Here is a 16,209-nt window from a genome sequence, read left to right on the forward strand (position 1 = left end):
CGACCCGCACCGCCGCCCGCCTGCAGAGGAGCACGCATGAGACCCCGATTGTTCACCCCCGCACGATTCGCGATCGTGTGCATCCCCGCCCTCGGATTCCTCGCGATCCCCTTCCTGCCGTTCGCCGGGGAACCGGAGCTCTGGTTCGGCCTGCCGGCCGTGCTCGTGTGGAGCGCGCTCATGGTGCTCCTCACCGTCGCCGCGCTGCAGATCGTCGAGATGCTCTACCTCCGCGCGGGCGGCCGCGAGGCCGACGCGCGCGAGGCCGAGCGCTTCGCCACCGAGCAGATCGAGCAGATCCGCGCCGCGCGGATCGCCGCGGAGCCGGGCATCGAGCACGAGAACGGGGGCGCACGATGATCGTCTCCATCATGATCGTGGCCGGGATCGTGCTCATCGGCGCGCTCGGCCTCGCGAACCGCCGACGCCAGGCGAGCCTCGACCACTGGACCGTGGGCAAGCGCAGCAACCCCAAGTGGACCTCCTGGTTCCTCCAGGCCGGCGAGTCGCTCACCACCTTCAGCTTCCTCGGCCTCGCGGGGATCGCGTTCGGCGGCGGCGTGAGCTCGACCTTCGCGGTCGCCTACCTGACCATCTCCTGGCTCGGGCTCTACTTCGTCGCGCCGCGCATCCGCGAGCTCGGACAGCGCCGCGGCTACCTCACCATGGGCGACTTCTTCGAGGACCGCTTCCGCAGCCGTCCGCTCGCGCGCGTCGTCGCGCTCATCGGGGCGCTCGCGCTGATCCCCTACCTCCAGCTGCAGATCACCGGGCTCGGCCTCATCGTCGAGCTCGCGACCGGCAGCGAACGCGCGCGCGGGTTGAGCATGGTCGTCGCCAGCATCCTCGTCGCGATCTTCGTCGCGTGGTCCGGCATCAAGGGGATCGCGCGCGTCGCGATCCTCAAGGACCTCCTCATGGTCCTCGCGATGGTCGTCATCGCCGCGGGTCTCGTGATCACCTTCGGCGGTATCCCCGAGGTCTTCGGCCAGATCGCGCGCGAGGCCCCGGTGCTGCTCACGATGCACGTCGACGGCTACGACCCGGTGTTCTTCATCACGGCGACGCTCGTCACCGTCATCGGCTCCAGCTTCAACACCCTGCCGCACCTGTGGCCGCCGGTGCTGGCCGCGAAGAGCGGCGAGGTGCTGCGCAGCAACGCCAAGTGGCTGCCGGTCTACCAGCTCGTGCTCTTCCTGCCGATCACGGTCGGCCTCGCCGCCGTGCTCGTGCTGCCCGAGGACACGACGGGGAACACCGTGCTGCTCACGATGTCGGGCGCGATGCTGCCGGACTGGTTGGTCGGCGTCGTCGCCATCGCCGGAGCTTCGGCCGCGATGGTGCCGGCCTCCGCGATCGTCATGGGCATCTCCACGCTCGTGAGCCGCAACGTCGTCGGCGGCGTGCGCGGCGGCCGTCAGATGGCGCTCAACTACGTCGTCATCGTCGCGTCCATCGCCCTGGCCCTCGCCTTCGGGCTCGTGCGCTCCGACATCGGCGCGCTGCTCCTGCTGACCTACGGCTGCACGACGCAGTTCGCGCCGGCGATCGCGATCGCGCTCGCGAACCGCGTCAAGGTGGGCGCGTGGCCCGTGGGGCTCAGCATCGTCGCCGGATCGCTGACCGTCGCCGTCATCACCTTCGCGGAGATCCCGATCGGCAGCTGGGACTCGGGGCTCATCGCGCTCGCCCCGAACCTCGTCGTCCTCGTCGTCGCGGAGGCCATCCGGAGGATGCGCGGCGGCCGCGATGTCGAGCAGCTCGACTTCGCGGCCGATCCCGCGGCCACCGCGGCGACCGAGGCGGCGGGCTCGGCCGGGAGGTCCGCGGCGGCTCCGCAGCCGTGAGCCGGGCCGGGCGTCCGGGCCCGCCGGGCCGGGCGTCCGGGCGTCCGGGCCCTGCCACGTGCGGCCCGCCGCGCCGCGCACCCGCGCACCCGCGACGCGCGGTGCGGACGCGCCGCCCGGGTTCACTCGGCGGGCGCGCCGGCGTGCAGCGCCTCGAGCAGCTGCGCGAGCGCGGCGTCGATCGTGCGCCGCATGATCTCGAGCGGTTCGCCGTCGAAACGGTACGGGACCGCCCGCGGCGCGGCCGCGGGGGCCAGATCGGCGATGTAGACGCGGCCCGGCTCGATGCCGTCCTGCGGGCCCGGGCCGCCGACCCCCGTCAGGGAGAGCGCGTACTCCGCGCGCAGCAGGCGGGCCGCGGAAGCCGCCATCGACCGCGCCGACGCCGCCGAGACGACCGGCACGTCGGGCACGCCGAGCAGTTCGTGCTTGACGGATGGATGATATGCCACGACGCCCCCGCGGTACCACGACCCGGCCTCCGGCCCCGCGGAGAGGGCGGCGGCGAGCATCCCGCCGGTCAGCGATTCGGCCGTCGCGATGCGCACGCATCGGTCGCTCGCGACGCGCGCGATCTCCTCGACGAGCACCGCGGAGCGCTCGCTCCTCGGATCCCCGGTCATGGCCGCCCCCGCTCAGCCGGGCGGGCCGGCCGCGCGGGCCCGCCCGGCGTGCTCACTGGTCCCGCGAATCGCGGTCGAAGACGTCCTTGACGGAGTCCTTCACCTTCTCTGCGGCGCCCTTGAGGTCGCCCTTCACCTGATCCATCTTGCCCTCGGCGACCTGCTCGTCGTCGCCGGTGACGCGACCGACGGCCTCCTTCGCGGTGCCCTTCAGCTTGTCCATGTGGGCCTCTGCCTTGTCCGATGCGCTCATGGTCTTCTCCTTTCCGGCACCGCCGACCGGGCGGTGCGATCTGCTTCGGACTCCACGCTGCCAGGGCCGTCGCCGCGGGGCCAGGGGGTTGCCGCGCGGGGAGCGGGTGTGCAATGCGGGGCGGGGGACCGTCCGACGCCGATGCCGCCGGCCGTCCGATGTCAACCCCGTGCGCCCGCGCGCCGCGAGCGGCACACTGGGATCGGGCGGCCCGAAGGCCGCTCGGGCGATCGGTCACCTGGGCCGGGCGAGGAGGACGGGCATGGCGCGCAATCGGCGACTGATGCGGTGCACGCCCGAAGCGGTCTTCCGCGTGCTCGCGGACGGCTGGCTCTACCCCGTCTGGGTCGTCGGCGCCTCGCGCATGCGCGACGTCGACGCGCACTGGCCGGCGCCCGGCGCCCGCCTGCGGCACTCCGTGGGCGTCTGGCCGATGCTCATCGACGACACGACCAGCTCGATCGCCTGGGACCCGCCGCAGCGGATGGGGCTGCAGGCCCGCGGCTGGCCCGTCGGCGAGGCCAGAGTCTGGATCGAGGCGGTTCCCCACCCCGAGGGCTGCACGGTGCGCATCACCGAGCGCGCGACCCGGGGTCCGGCCCGGATGCTGCCGCGGGCCCTCACGGACGCGCTGCTCGCCCGCCGCAACGCCGAGACCCTGCGCCGACTCGCGTCTCTCGCCGAGGGCGGTGCGCGGGGCGGGGCCGCGGGAGGGACGGCGGCGGGAGCGGCCGACGCGGGTGGGGCGGCCGCGGTGCCTGAGGCCCCGCCGTCCCCGCGCGCCGGCTGATCCCGGCGAGTCGTCGGGCGCGGCCTGGCCTTTCGCGCGGGGGTCTGGGACCATGAGCGCATGGGATACCTGATTTACGGGCCGGGGGCCGAGTACGAGATCGAGGATCGGACGCTCGCGCATCTGAAATCCGCGGTCGGACAGAAGCTGCGACGGCAGGAGTCGTTCTTCATCAGCTGGTCGAATCCGGTCGAGAAGGGCAGCGGGCGCATCTCGCTGTGGGTCTCGCCGAGCATTCCGCTCATCTTCCGCTTCGCGGGCAGCCGCTCGCCCGAGCTCAATCCCGTCTGGCTCGAGGTGCTGCGCGACCTCGCGCACACGTCCCGCGGTATGGTCATCGTATCGGAGGCCGAAGCCGAGGCCTTCGCGAAGGAGCGCGCGGAACAATCGTGACGCGCGCGGGGGTGCTGCGGATCCGTCCGCCGCACGGGGATGGGAGACGATCACCATGGGGTGCCTGCATTACGGACCGCGATTGTCGTACGCCTTCGACGATCGGACGCTCGCGCACCTGCGGGCGGTCATCACGGCGAAGCTGCTCCGCCAGGAGAGCTTCGTCCTCACGTGGAACGAGGGGGCGGCGCAGCGCACGGTATGGCTGCACCCCTCCGTGGACCTCGTGTTCGACTTCGACGAGTACCGCGCCGAGCCGCTGAACCTCGCCTGGCTGGAGGTGCTCTCGGACCTCGCCAACAGCCCCGCGGGCCTCCGGCTCGTCGAGGAGCCGGAGGCCGCGGAGTAGGCCGCGCCGCGGAGCAGAGCGCGCCGCGGGCCGCCGGACCGTCGGGTCGGGCGCTCAGGCCGGGTCTCGCCGGCGTCCGACGATCAGGCCGTAGATCAGCAGCACGACGATCGCGCCGCCGATCGCGACGAGCCAGGTCTGGAGCGACCAGAACTCCTGCAGGTCGACGCCGAACAGCAGCGAACCGAGCCAGCCGCCCAGCAGGGCCCCGACGACGCCCAGCAGCAGCGTGGCGATCCAGCCGCCGCCCTGCCGGCCAGGCAGGATCGCTTTCGCGATCGCTCCGGCGATCAGGCCCAGCACCAGGAATGCGATGAAACTCATGATCGTCCTCCCTTCGCGACGGCCGCGTCCGCAGCCGTTCGTGTCTCGACGCTATGACCGGCGCGGGCCCGGCAGCAGGGGGTTGCGCGGCGCGGGCCGAGTGGGGTAGCCGCGGGATCCGCCGGGAAGCGTAACCCCGGTGCGCGCTCCTGTCGAGGCCCTCCCGGCATCGCGGACGGGCCCGTAGCGTGGGGGCGTCGATCGGTCGCGATCGCGATCGGCCGCGATGCGCCTCCGAGCGGGTCGCGGCGACGGCGAACGGAAGGAGCATCATGCCGACCCCGCAGTTGAAGGATCCGAAGCTCTACGACAGGCTCCGCGATGAGGGCGCCTCCGAGGAGAAGGCCGCCCGCATCTCGAACGCGGCGGCGAAGGAGGGCCGCTCCGCGGTCGGCCGCCGCGGCGGCGAGGCGGAGGACTACGAGGATCGCACGGTCCCGGAACTCCGCGAGCGCGCGAAGGAACTCGGGCTGACCGGCGTCTCCCGCCTGCGAAAGGGCGAGCTCATCGAGCGGCTCCGGAACCACTAGGAACCGCCTCCCCGCGGCCGCCGCGCCTCACCAGATCGCGGCGGCCCGCCCCAGCATCACCGAGAGGATGATACCGAGCGGCAGCAGCCAGAGCGCGGCGAGCAGCACGGCGTCCGCCCGCAGTCGCGCGCGCTGGCCGAGTCGGGAGGCGCGCACCCCGAGCATCCCGAGCAGGCCGACCAGCAGCACGCCGATGCCGATGCTGCACCAGAGCGGATCGTACGGGTAGAGGAGGAAGAGCGCGGTGCCGAGCAGCACCGTCGCGACGATGGCGGCCACGAGCCAGCGCATCGTGTTGGCAGTGGTGAGCGCGGGCTGCCGGCCGACGAGCGCGGGATCGTCCTCGCCGCGATAGGGATTCGGGACGGTGGCCTCGGCTCCGGGGTGCTGCGTCGAGCCGTCGAGAATCGGGTGCTCGAGCAGGCCGCCGTCGAGCGGCGGGCCGTGCACCGTGCCCTGACCGGTGCCCGCGTCGAACCGGCTCGCGGGATGCGGCGGCTCGGGGTGCTGGGCGGCCTCGAGCTCGGGGCTGTCCTCGTCGACGTCGGGCTCGATCCGTTCCTCCTCGTCTCGCATGGCGCGTCCTCCTCGCCCGGCCCATCCGGGCCGTCTCCTCGCGGGGCGCCCCGCCCCTCGTCTCCGACGGTACGGCGGCGTGCGCCGGCCCGGCAGCGGGTCGACAGGCGAACGCCTCCGTCGTATCATCCGACGGGTGCGGCGCGGCCGGCCATGAGGCACAATGAGCGTGGGGGCGGGGGTGCCCCGATGATCGGGGGGATCATGTTCGAGACCGATGTGCTCGACATCGCGCAGCGGGCGTCGACCGGCGGGCTGCCGTCCGCCGCCCGAGTCGACGAACTGATCGCCGAGGCCCACGCCAGGTACCGGGGGCACGGCGAGGGGGCGGTCGCCGACTACATCCCGATCCTCGCGGAGGCGGACCCCGCCGGCTTCGGCCTGTCCCTCGTGAGCACGGAGGGCGGCCTGCACGAGGCGGGCGACGTCGCCGTCGCATTCTCGATCCAGTCGATCTCGAAGGCCTTCGTCTTCGCGCTCGTGTGCGAGGCGATCGGACACCGGGCGGTGCACGAGCGGGTGGGCGTGAACAACACCGGACTCCCGTTCAACTCGGTGATCGCGCTCGAGCTCAACGAGGGCAGCCCGATGAACCCCATGGTCAACGCCGGGGCCATCGCCACGACCGCGATGCTCCCGGCGACCTCCGGGGAGGAGCGCTGGCAGCTGATCCGGAGCGGGCTCTCGCGCTTCGCGGGGCGCGAGCTCCCGCTCGACGGCGAGGTGTACCGCTCCGAGATCCTCACGAACCAGCGCAATCGCGGCATCGCCCGTCTGCTCGACGGCTACGGACGTCTGGACGCCGAACCCGAGGAGACCGTCGACATCTATACGCGCCAGTGCGCGCTCGCCGTGACGACGCGCGACCTCGCCGTCATGGGGGCGACGCTCGCCGACGGCGGCGTGAATCCCGTCACCGGCGCGCGGGTCGTGTCCGCCGAGGTGGCGCGGGACACCCTCGCGGTGCTCGCGGCGTGCGGCATGTACGAGCGCTCCGGCGAATGGCTGTTCGAGATCGGCCTGCCCGCGAAGTCCGGGGTCTCGGGCGGCATCGTCGCCGTGGCCCCGGGCAAGGGTGCGCTCGGGGCGTTCTCGCCCCCGCTCGATGCGGCGGGCAACAGCGTCCGCGGCCAGCGCGCGTGCGCCTTCCTGTCCCGCGCGCTGGGACTCAATCTCTTCGCGTCGACCGCCGCGGGGACCGTCGGAGGGGGATCGTCATGACCGCAGCCAGCACGGGCACCGAGGAGGCCAGGCGCTCCTGGACGCCCATGGTCGGCCTGTTCCTCGCCCAGGTGCTCATGTCCTTCAACGTCGCCGCGCTGCCCATCTCCCTCGGCGGCATGGTCGAGGACTTCGGGGTGCCGCCCACGACGGCGAGCACGACGATCGTCGTCTACGGGCTCGCGGTCGCCGCGCTCGTGATGACCGGCGCGAAACTCGGGCAGCGCATCGGGTGGGTGCTCATCTTCCGGGTCGTCGTCGTGGTGTTCGCCGGGTCCTCGCTCTTGATGATCCTCGCGCAGAGCATCGGCTGGGCGATCTCGGGGCAGGTGCTCGCGGGCGCGGCCGCGGCGATCATCGTCCCCGCGCTCGTCGCGCTCATCGCCGAGAACTACCGCGGCGCGCAGCAGGCGACGGCCGTGGGCTCGCTCGGCTCGGCCCGGGCGTTCTCGGGCATGAGCGCCTTCCTCATCGGCGGCACGCTCGGCACCCTCGTGGGCTGGCGGCCGGTGTTCGGGATCACGCTCGCGCTCGCCGTCGCGGTGTTCGTGCTGAGCTTCGGCCTGCGCTCGGACCGCGGCGACCGGACGGTGAAGATCGACGTCGTCGCCTCCGTGCTCATCGGCGCCGCCGTCGTCCTGCTCACGCTCGGCTTCAACAACCTGAACGGCTGGGGCGTGATCGCGGCCCGCGATGCGGCGCCGTTCTCCCTCGCGGGACTCTCGCCCGCCCCGGTGCTCGTCGTGCTGGGCGTCGTGCTCGGACAGCTCTTCTTCCTGCGGACCCGCCGTCGCATGCGCGCCGGCGGGCGCCCCCTCGTGGATCTCGGCGTGCTCGACCGCCCCGAGGAGCGGGCGGCGGTGTACGCGATGTTCATCATCGTGGCCATGGAGGCCGCCGTGAACTTCACGCTGCCGACCTACATCCAGGTGGTGCAGGGGCGCACCCCGTTCGACACCTCGCTCGCCATGATGCCCTTCAACCTGACCGTGTTCGTCACGGCGACGCTCATCGTGCGCTTCTCCCGCCGTTACGCGCCGCGCACCATCGCGCTCGTCTCCTTCGGGCTGACCACGGCCGCGCTCGTCTGGCTCGCCTTCGTCGTCACGAACAACTGGGAGACGCTGCCGACAATCCTCGGCCTCGTGGTGTTCGGGATCGGGCAGGGGGCGCTCGTCACCCTCGTCTTCAACGTCCTCGTGACCGCTGCGCCGAAGGAGCTCGCCGGAGACGTCGGCTCGATCCGCGGCACGACGCAGAATCTCGCCTCCGCGGTCGGCACGGCGGTGATGGGGGCGGTGCTCGTCACGCTGCTCACCTTCGGCGTGACCCAGGCCGCCGAATCGCACCCGGAGCTTCCGGCGGAGCTCGTCGAGCAGGTCGACCTCGACAGCGTGAACTTCGTCGCGAACGACGAACTGCGCGCCGTGCTCGCGGAGACCGACGCCACGCCCGAGCAGGTCGACGCGGCCGTCGCGCTGAACGAGGAGCAGCGCCTGCGCACGCTGAAGCTCGGCTTCCTGATCCTCGCCGGCATCAGCGCGGTCGCGGCGATCCCCGCGTCGCGGCTCCCGCGCTACCGGCCGGAGGAGATCCCCGACCCCTCGCCCGCGGGCTCCGGGGACTGATCGCGCGCCTGGCCGCTCCCGGCGCGCGCCTCGGCGGCGCGACGGACGGCCGCGACGCCTCGGGCGAGCGCCGCGAGCTCGTCGTCCGAGAGCGCCTCCAGGAGGTCGTCGCTCGCGTTCTGGTGATCGGTGATGCGGTCGCAGAGCCGCACGGCTCGCGGCGTGGGGACGAGCCGCTTGACGCGGCGGTCGGCGGTCGCATCGGCGCGCGCGAGATAGTCCAGCGCGACGAGTCGCTCGACGGTCGTCGAGACGCTCGCCGGGGTGATCTCGAGGGCCTGCGCCAGCGCCTTCCCCGAGGCGGCGCGGCCGGAGGCGACGAGCAGCACGACCTTGAGCTGGTGCAGCGTGAGCTCGAGGTCGAGGAACGGGCTCGTGAGCCGCGGCATGAAGAGCTCCGACATCGCCCGGCGATCCCTCCGGTACTGCTCGACCAGCTCCTGGCGCGTCGTGCCGCCCATTCCTCCGCCTCCCCTGTGAATGTCCCGCTCCGAATCAGTTAGGTCTATCCTAACTGTTAGGGTGATGAAAAGTGAATGGATCGGCCGAGCGTTCGCTCGGAAGGAGTGTCGCCCATGACCGCGCAGGCCCGCTGGAACATGCCGTCGATCGCCGCCGCGATCGAGCTCGCCGAGGAACTGCTCGCGAAGGGGCTGACCGTCGCCGTCGCGACGGTCAACGCCGCGCCCTTCGCGATGCTCGTGAACCGTTTCGGCGACCGCTTCCTCTCCATCGAGCTCGACCGGCACGGCAGGCCCCGCGGGCACGCGGGGGAGCCGGTGCCCGATGATGCTCCCGACGTCGACGCGCTGCTCGTCGTGGGCGCGCGCGGCGGCCGCCACGGCGCCCTCGGCGCCGCCTGAGCTCCGCGCTCCGGCGCGCGCGGCGCCCCGGGGTCGGAGGCGTGCACGAGAATGGGGGCATGGACGGAACCCGGCTGCACGCGCACGCCGCGGCGCGCGCGGATGAACTCCCCGGCGCCGCGCTCGAGCATCCCTTCGGCCCCGAGCACGAGGTGTACAAGGTGCGGGGCAAGGTGTTCATGCTGCTCTCCGCCGCGGTCGGCCACGAGATCGTGACGCTCAAGGCGCGGCCGGCCGACGGGGCGGTCCTCCGCGAGGCGTATCCCGAGGTCTCCCCCGGCTACCACATGAACAAGCGGCACTGGATCACCCTGTCGCCCGGCGGCACGCTCGATGCCGCGCTGCTCGCCGACCTCGTCACGGAGTCCTACCTGCTCGTCGTCGAGGGCCTGCCGCGCGGGGTGCGGCCGGTCGACCCGGAGACCTTCGGGCGCCGCGAGGGCTGAGACCGGGCTCAGGAGGAGCGGGCCGCGCGCGCGACCGCCCCGGGCCGCCGCGGCGCCCAGCACGCGACGCGCGCGGCGTACGCCGCGAACTCCGCCCCGAATCGCGCGGCGAGATCCGCCTCCTCGTGCGGCCTGATCGCGCGGTTCCACAGCAGCGAGCCGGCGAGCGCGTAGAGCACCACGAGCCACGACCCGAGGAGCAGGCCCACCGCGACGCCCTGCGCGATGCCGGCGATCGCCATCGGATTGCGCACCCAGCGGTACGGCCCGGAGACGACCAGACGGCGCGCCGTCGCCGCGGGCAGCGGCGTCCCGTCGCCCCGCGTCGCCATGGCGTGCGCCGACCAGGTGCCGAGCGCGCTCGCGGCCACGAGGAGGGCGGCGCCCGCGACGACGCCCGCCGCGCGGACGGGCTCATCGACGGCGCCGATCGGGAGACGCAGGCCCCAGCGCGCCTCGACCGCGGCGATGCCGAGCGGGATCACGAGGAGAAAGCACCCCCAGAACACGGCGGTCTGCGCCGCCGTCCGCGCGAGCTGGCGCCCCGCGCTCGCGCGCTGCGCCTCCCGGGGGGCGAACGGTCCGACGAGCAGCCGCTCGCTCGGGAGTCGGCCGAGGCGAAGCGCGACGCCGGCGAGCACCGTGCCGCCCCCGGCGCCGAGCATGAGCAGCGCTCCCCACCCGGCAAGCCCCGTGATCGTGGCGTAGAGAGCCATCCCGGCCGCGACCGCGCACGTCCACGGCACGACGATCCACACAGCCCAGCGGAGGCCCGATGCCGCGAACGCCGACGCCAGGACGAAGCACGGTAGGTCCCCGAGCGCGACGAGCAGCGGGTCGAGCCCGCCGAGCGTCGCGTCGCGCACCGCGGGCACCGTCCAGACGGCGAGCCACCAGGCCGCGCCGGCGACCGCCTGCGCGGCGAAGTAGGCGCGGGCGATCGGGCGGGCGGGCATGGCACCGAGTCTAGGCGTCGCCGCCGCGTCGCCCGGGCCGCGCTGCCCCGCGCGGGCCGCACAGCGGCCGCGGGGTGCGCGCACGCCGGGATCCGGGCATAGTGGGGCGTACGGGCCGGCGGTGAGCGCCGGCGCAGCCCTCGAAAGGATCCCCCGTGCCGGAATCGCGCCCGACCCTCATCACCGGACGCTTCGTCCGCACCGACGCGGAGGCCCGCGGCGCGGACGCCCGGCCCGAGGCCATGCTCGTGGAGGGCGGCGTCATCACCGCCATCGGCTCCCGCGAGGAGGTGAGCGCGCCGGCCGGCGCCGCGCGCGTCGATCTCGGCGAAGGCTGGGCGCTGCCCGGCCTCATCGAACCGCATGGTCATCCCTCCGAGGCGGCCGCGCTGCTCGGGGAGGGGACGGTCGACATCCGCCCCGTCACGATCGCAACGGCCGACGGCGTCTGGGCCGCGATCCGCGCGGCGCTGACGGACGGACCCCGGCCCGCGCGCGTGCTCGCGAACGGCTGGGATCCGCTGCTGCAGCGCGGCCTCACCCCGCCGACGATGGCGGAGCTCGATGCGCTCGCGGGCGACATCCCGCTCGTGATCGTCCACAACTCCCTGCACTCGGCGTACTTCAACGCGGCCGCGGCCCGGGAGGCGGGGGTGGACGCCGGCACCCCCGATCCCGCGGGGGCCGCCTACGGCCGCGACGCCGCCGGCGCGCTGACGGGCGTCGCCCTGGAGGCCGCCGCCGTGATGCGGATCGCGGGGCCCGCCCTCGCCGCCGCGCGGGCGGAGCTCCCGCGGCGCATGGCGGAGCTGCTGCGCGGGATGCGGGAGCGCGGGGTGACGACGGTCGCCGACCTCACCTGGACGGAGGATCTCGGCGGGCTCTTCGCCGGCATGGCCGCCGCCGGTACACTGCCGACCCGCATCCGCGGCTACGAGATGTCGCGGCCCGGCGCGCGCGCAACCGCCCGGATGGGCGACGGCGATGCGCTCGTGCGCCAGGTGGGGGTGAAAGTGTGGTCGGACGGTTCGCCGTGGGTCGGCAACATCGCGGCCTCGTTCCCCTACCTCGACACCCCGGCGACGCGCGCGATCGGCCTTTCGCCCGGCCACGTCGGCCGGGCGAACTACACGACCGAGCAGCTCGTGGAGATCGGCGGCCAGTACGCGGGGGAGGGGTGGCAGCTCGCCTGCCACGCCCACGGCGATGTCGCGATCGACAGCACCCTCGACGCGTACGAGACCCTCATCGAGCGCTTCGGGCTGAGCGACCACCGCTTCCGGGTCGAGCACTGCGGCCTCATGACACCGGCGCAGTACGCGCGGGCGCAGCGGCTCGGGGCGACGGTCAGCGTGTTCGTCGACCATCTCACCTACTGGGGCGACGTGCTCGTCGACGACCTGTTCGGCGAACGAGGCGCGGCCTGGGCCGACGCGGGGGCCGCCTTCGCCGCCGGCCACCGCGCCACCTTCCACAACGACGGCACGGTCACGCCGTGCGAGCCGCTGCGGAACATGGCCGTGGCCGAGACCCGGACCTCGCGCACCGGCCGCCGGCTCGGCGGCGGCACGGCGGTGTCGCGGGCGGACGCGCTGCGGGCGCACACGGCGAACGCCGCGTGGCAGCTGCGCAGCGAGCACGAGATCGGCGCGCTGCGCCCCGGCCTGCGCGCCGATCTCGTCGTCATCGATGCAGACCCGCTCACCGCCGACGCGGAGTCCCTCGCGACGGCCACGGTGCTCGCCACCGCCGTGGACGGCGCCTTCTCCTGAGCCGGGCGCCTTCTCGAGAGCCGGGCGCCGCCGCTGAGCCGGGCGCCGCCGCTCAGCTCGCGAGCGCCCGATCGAGCTGCGCCGTGAGGGGGTCCGCGAGGAGCTCGGCGTAGGCCCAGCTGACGTGGTGCGAATCGCGGAAGGCGAGGACGCCCCCGATGACCGGCGGGCAGGCGTCGTCCACCACGAAGTAGTCGCTGAGATCCACGAGATCCACCTCGGGCCCGCCGGCCCCCAGGGAGCCGGACGCCCCCTCGAGCGCGCCGTCGCCGCGGTCGCCATCGAGCGGGGCGGATCCCGCCGCGACGCTCGTCGCGGCGGGCGCCGCTCCGACGGCCTCCGCGGCCTCGGCGAGCGGATCGGCCGGGATCGCCTCGTCCTTCTCGACCGCGCAGGCGTCGGCCGCCCGTTCGCCCTGCTCCGAGACGCACGTGAGCACCCCGTCCGCCATCTGCGGCGTGTCGCGGATCGCGACCACCCGCCGCACGGAGTCGGGCAGCGCGCGCCAGCGCTCCTCGTAGGCCTGCTTCGCGGTCTCCTCCCACGGTTCGCCCGCCGCCGGCACGACCCGGTTCGTCGCCTTCGCGGCGGTGATCACCGTGTCGATCGACGGCTCGGCCTCGAGGTAGTCGAGCGCCGCGTCGTTCCAAGCGTCGCAGTCGGCGCGGAAGCGCTCGTTCTCGGCATCGGGCGAGGTCGTGTAGTCCCGCTCGGCCTCCGTGAAGGGGCAGGAGGCCTTCGCGATGACGAGCAGGCGCCATCCCCGATCCTCGGCCGTGCCGGCCAGGGCGGGGAGCCACTGCTCGGCGTGCGAATCCCCGACGAGCGCGATGGTCCGGGCGGCCTCCGCGGCGGGGCTGCCGTACTCGCACACCTTGAGCTCGTCGCCCTCCTGCGCGCTCAGGCAGCGCTCGGGCGCCCGGTCGGCGAGCGCCGGCTCGGGGATGGGCAGCTGCTCGGGCAGCGGCTCGCAGCCCGAGCCGGGCTCGAGCGCCGAGGCGCCGAGGCAGGGATCGGGATCCTGCAGCTGCGCGACGACCCGCTCGCGCTCCGCCTCGACCTGCTGGTCGGCCGCGGCGACCCCGGCGAGCGAGAAGCCGAGCAGCGCCGCCATGCCCGCCGAGGTGATCGCGAGCGCGCGGCCGTTCGGCCAGGCGCGCGACAGGCCGGTGCGGAACGGATCCTCCACGAGCACCTTCGATCCCCAGGCGAGCAGCAGCGTCAGCGCCGCGATGCCGACGGCCCCGACCGGTCCCGCCGCGCGCCCCAGGGCGAACGGGGCGAGCACGATGAGCGGGAAGTGCCAGAGGTAGGCGCCGTAGGAGACGTCGCCGAGCCACTGCATCGGCCGCGCCGCGAGCAGTGCGCTCGGGGATCCCCGCCCCGCGGGCTCCTGCGCCGCGATGACGAGCACGGTCGCGAGCACCGGGAGGAGGGCCGCCGTGCCGGGGAACGCGGTCGCGTCCGTGAAGGCGAGCGCCGCGAGCGCGATCCCGGCGAGCCCCGCCCAGGCCGCGAGCACGCGGATCGCGCGCGGGATCCGTTCGAGCGGCCGGGAGGACGCGGAGGCGATCCAGGCGAGCAGTCCGCCCGCCGCGAACTCCCACGCCCGCGTCGTCGTCGCGAAGTACGCCTGCGCGGGGGCGAGCGCCGTCATGAGGACGGAGGCGAGGAGCGAGGCCGCCGCGATCCCGCCGACGATGATCGCGAACACCGGGCGGAAGCGCCGGGCGAGGCGCGCGGCGATCGCCGCGGCCAGCACGGCCACGAGCGGCCAGACGATGTAGAACTGCTCCTCCACGGACAGCGACCAGTAGTGCTGCACCGGGGACACCTGCGCCTCGGCGGCCATGTAGTCGACCGACTGCCCCGCGAGCACCCAGTTCTGCGCGTAGGCCGCGGAGGCGGCCACCTGCACGAGGAAGGAGGGGAGGAAGCCGCGCGGGGCGACGACCCAGACCGCGAGCAGCGTCGCCGCGAGCACGAGGAGCGCCGCGGGCAGCAGGCGCCGCGCGCGCCGCGCCCAGAAGCGCGGGAGGTCGATCCGGCCGCTCGCGGCGACCTCGCGCAGCAGCTGCCCGGTGATGAGGAAGCCCGAGATCACGAAGAAGACGTCGACGCCGATGTACCCGCCGGCGAGCGCGTCGGGCGCGAGGTGGTACACGAGCACGAGGGCGACCGCGATGGCGCGGAGCCCCTGGATGTCCTTCCGGATCCCGTGCCCGCCGGCCGGTGCGTCGGCGCCCGGGCGACCCGGGGAGGGGTGCGAAACGGCATCGCTCGACCGCGGCGGCGCTGCCCGAGCCGCCCGGAAGTCCGCGTTGCCGATGGGTTCCATGGTCAGTCGTGCTCCCTGGGGCGATCCCGCGGGAGTACCCCCATGCTAGGCAACGATTCGGTATCGATGCACCCCCTTGCGCGGCGCGGAATTCCCGACCGCGGTGCGGGCGCCCGTGCCCGTCCGGGGCCTTCCGCGCCCGCGCGGGCCCGGAATTCACGCGAACCGGGACGATCGGCGGGGAGAGCCCCCGTTCGCGTGAATTCCGTCGGTGTCTCGGAGGTGGGCCCGGGATCGGGGCCGGGATCGGGATCGGGATCCGGGCGCGTCCCGCTCCAGGTGACAGTCCGCGTATGGACCGGGGTAGAGACCCTGTAACCCGCCGGTGATGGCGGCGCAGTACACTCGGAGCCACATCGCGTGCCGGGCGTCCCGGCACTCCCCGATCGTCCACTTGGAGGGATCAATGAAGATTCGTTATGCGCTTCCCGCGCTCGCCGCAGCTGCCGTGCTCACGCTCACCGGCTGCGTCAACGACGACGGCGCCGCGGAGGGCGGCGGCGAGGAGACCGCTGCGGCCATCGAGGCGGATCAGGCCGCCGTCGATCTGCTGCCGGCCGAGATCGCGGACGCCGGGGTGCTCACCATCGGCACCGACGCCGAGTACCCGCCCAACGAGTACAAGGACGCCGACGGCAAGCCGGTCGGCTGGGGCGTCGACCTCGCCGAGGCGGTGAGCGCGAAGCTGGGCCTCGAACCCGAATGGGAGATCCTCGGCTTCGACGCGATCATCCCGCGCATCCAGGAGGGCGCGCTGAACATGGGCTCCTCCTCCTTCACGGACACGGTCGAGCGCCAGAAGTCGGTCGACTTCGTGAACTTCCTCAACGCCGGCACGCAGTGGGCGGCCGCCCCCGGCGCGGACATCGACCCCGCCGACGCCTGCGGGCTGACCGTGGCCGTGCAGGCGACGACGGTGCAGGACACCGAGGAGCTGCCGGCGAAGTCCGCGGCCTGCGAGGAGGCGGGGAAGGACCCGATCGAGGTGCTGCGCTTCGACGGCCAGCCCGAGGTGACCCAGGCCGTCGTCGACGGCCGGGCCGACGCGTTCTCCGCCGACCTCCCGGTGACGGGCGACGCGGTCGCGAAGCTCGACGGCAAGCTCGAGGTCGTGGGCGACGTCTTCGACGCCGCGCCCTACGGCTTCGCCACGCAGAAGGACAGCGACGTGACCCTCGCCGTGCAGGCCGCGCTGCAGTCGCTCATCGACGACGGCACCTACCTCGAGATCCTCGAGGGGGCCGGCATCGAGTCGGGCGCCGTCACCGAGGCGACCATCAACGCGGGCACGGAATAAGCC

Annotated in this window: 19 protein-coding genes; 12 read left to right on the top strand and 7 right to left on the bottom strand. The window is 73.8% G+C overall.

Annotated features, from left to right (window positions below; genetic code table 11):
- Positions 1-36: 36 nt before the first annotated feature.
- Positions 37-360 (top strand): hypothetical protein, encoded by a 324-nt coding sequence (locus MUN78_RS16010; RefSeq protein WP_244692234.1) that lies wholly within the window; start codon positions 37-39, stop codon positions 358-360.
- The gene (locus MUN78_RS16015) at positions 357-1,847 is read left to right on the top strand and encodes a sodium:solute symporter family protein (RefSeq protein ID WP_244727744.1); all 1,491 of its coding nucleotides are present in this window, start codon (positions 357-359) and stop codon (positions 1,845-1,847) included. The genes MUN78_RS16010 and MUN78_RS16015 overlap by 4 nt, the downstream gene beginning before the upstream one ends.
- A 122-nt stretch (positions 1,848-1,969) precedes the next feature.
- Here MUN78_RS16015 and MUN78_RS16020 read toward each other — a convergent pair whose 3' ends face one another.
- The gene (locus tag MUN78_RS16020) at positions 1,970-2,470 is read right to left on the bottom strand and encodes a CinA family protein (protein ID WP_244692236.1); all 501 of its coding nucleotides are present in this window, start codon (positions 2,468-2,470) and stop codon (positions 1,970-1,972) included.
- A 52-nt stretch (positions 2,471-2,522) separates the two neighbouring features.
- Entirely contained in the window at positions 2,523-2,723 is a 201-nt protein-coding gene (locus MUN78_RS16025) for a CsbD family protein (protein ID WP_244692237.1), read from the bottom strand.
- Positions 2,724-2,985: 262 nt separating this feature from the next.
- Between MUN78_RS16025 and MUN78_RS16030 the strand changes: the two genes are divergently transcribed.
- From MUN78_RS16030 to MUN78_RS16040, 3 genes are read left to right on the top strand one after another with little or no spacing between them, the layout of a single operon-like run.
- Positions 2,986-3,513: an SRPBCC family protein gene (locus MUN78_RS16030; protein ID WP_244727746.1), complete on the top strand. Its 528-nt coding sequence runs from the start codon at positions 2,986-2,988 to the stop codon at positions 3,511-3,513.
- Between the two features lie 60 nt (positions 3,514-3,573).
- Positions 3,574-3,906, top strand: coding sequence for a DUF7882 family protein (locus MUN78_RS16035; RefSeq protein ID WP_244692238.1), 333 nt, complete (start codon positions 3,574-3,576; stop codon positions 3,904-3,906).
- 55 nt (positions 3,907-3,961) lie between these two features.
- Positions 3,962-4,255, top strand: a complete 294-nt coding sequence (locus MUN78_RS16040; RefSeq protein WP_244692239.1) for a DUF7882 family protein — start codon at positions 3,962-3,964, stop codon at positions 4,253-4,255.
- 54 nt (positions 4,256-4,309) lie between these two features.
- Here MUN78_RS16040 and MUN78_RS16045 read toward each other — a convergent pair whose 3' ends face one another.
- A complete protein-coding gene (locus MUN78_RS16045; RefSeq protein ID WP_244692240.1) occupies positions 4,310-4,579 on the bottom strand; it encodes a GlsB/YeaQ/YmgE family stress response membrane protein in 270 nt (89 codons plus the stop codon).
- 272 nt (positions 4,580-4,851) lie between these two features.
- On the opposite strand from MUN78_RS16045, the gene MUN78_RS16050 reads away from it, so the two are divergent.
- The gene (locus MUN78_RS16050) at positions 4,852-5,109 is read left to right on the top strand and encodes a Rho termination factor N-terminal domain-containing protein (RefSeq protein ID WP_244692241.1); all 258 of its coding nucleotides are present in this window, start codon (positions 4,852-4,854) and stop codon (positions 5,107-5,109) included.
- 27 nt (positions 5,110-5,136) lie between these two features.
- On the opposite strand, the gene MUN78_RS16055 is transcribed toward MUN78_RS16050, so the two are convergent.
- Entirely contained in the window at positions 5,137-5,685 is a 549-nt protein-coding gene (locus MUN78_RS16055; RefSeq protein WP_244692242.1) for a hypothetical protein, read from the bottom strand.
- A 204-nt stretch (positions 5,686-5,889) separates the two neighbouring features.
- Between MUN78_RS16055 and glsA the strand changes: the two genes are divergently transcribed.
- Both glsA and MUN78_RS16065 read left to right on the top strand, forming a co-directional pair.
- The gene (glsA, locus tag MUN78_RS16060; RefSeq protein WP_244727748.1) at positions 5,890-6,906 is read left to right on the top strand and encodes a glutaminase A; all 1,017 of its coding nucleotides are present in this window, start codon (positions 5,890-5,892) and stop codon (positions 6,904-6,906) included.
- Entirely contained in the window at positions 6,903-8,534 is a 1,632-nt protein-coding gene (locus MUN78_RS16065) for an MFS transporter (protein ID WP_244727750.1), read from the top strand. Before glsA ends, MUN78_RS16065 begins: the two co-directional genes overlap by 4 nt.
- On the opposite strand, the gene MUN78_RS16070 is transcribed toward MUN78_RS16065, so the two are convergent.
- Positions 8,483-8,995: a MarR family winged helix-turn-helix transcriptional regulator gene (locus tag MUN78_RS16070; protein ID WP_244727752.1), complete on the bottom strand. Its 513-nt coding sequence runs from the start codon at positions 8,993-8,995 to the stop codon at positions 8,483-8,485. The genes MUN78_RS16065 and MUN78_RS16070 overlap by 52 nt on opposite strands.
- Before the next feature lie 114 nt (positions 8,996-9,109).
- Here MUN78_RS16070 and MUN78_RS16075 point away from each other — a divergent pair, with 114 nt between their 5' ends.
- Positions 9,110-9,397 (top strand): hypothetical protein, encoded by a 288-nt coding sequence (locus MUN78_RS16075; protein ID WP_244692246.1) that lies wholly within the window; start codon positions 9,110-9,112, stop codon positions 9,395-9,397.
- Positions 9,398-9,456: 59 nt separating this feature from the next.
- Positions 9,457-9,843, top strand: a complete 387-nt coding sequence (locus MUN78_RS16080; RefSeq protein ID WP_244727754.1) for an MmcQ/YjbR family DNA-binding protein — start codon at positions 9,457-9,459, stop codon at positions 9,841-9,843.
- A gap of 8 nt (positions 9,844-9,851) precedes the next feature.
- Here the strand turns inward: MUN78_RS16080 and MUN78_RS16085 are convergent, their stop codons facing one another.
- Positions 9,852-10,799, bottom strand: coding sequence for a methyltransferase family protein (locus MUN78_RS16085; RefSeq protein ID WP_244727755.1), 948 nt, complete (start codon positions 10,797-10,799; stop codon positions 9,852-9,854).
- A 155-nt stretch (positions 10,800-10,954) separates the two neighbouring features.
- Here MUN78_RS16085 and MUN78_RS16090 point away from each other — a divergent pair, with 155 nt between their 5' ends.
- Positions 10,955-12,571: an amidohydrolase gene (locus MUN78_RS16090; RefSeq protein ID WP_244727757.1), complete on the top strand. Its 1,617-nt coding sequence runs from the start codon at positions 10,955-10,957 to the stop codon at positions 12,569-12,571.
- A 52-nt stretch (positions 12,572-12,623) separates the two neighbouring features.
- Here MUN78_RS16090 and MUN78_RS16095 read toward each other — a convergent pair whose 3' ends face one another.
- Positions 12,624-14,909, bottom strand: a complete 2,286-nt coding sequence (locus MUN78_RS16095) for an acyltransferase family protein (RefSeq protein WP_244727759.1) — start codon at positions 14,907-14,909, stop codon at positions 12,624-12,626.
- Positions 14,910-15,315: 406 nt separating this feature from the next.
- Between MUN78_RS16095 and MUN78_RS16100 the strand changes: the two genes are divergently transcribed.
- Positions 15,316-16,206 (top strand): ABC transporter substrate-binding protein, encoded by an 891-nt coding sequence (locus MUN78_RS16100; RefSeq protein WP_244692251.1) that lies wholly within the window; start codon positions 15,316-15,318, stop codon positions 16,204-16,206.
- Positions 16,207-16,209 lie beyond the last annotated feature (3 nt).

It is taken from the genome of Leucobacter allii, from assembly GCF_022919155.1.
GTDB lineage: Bacteria > Actinomycetota > Actinomycetes > Actinomycetales > Microbacteriaceae > Leucobacter > Leucobacter allii.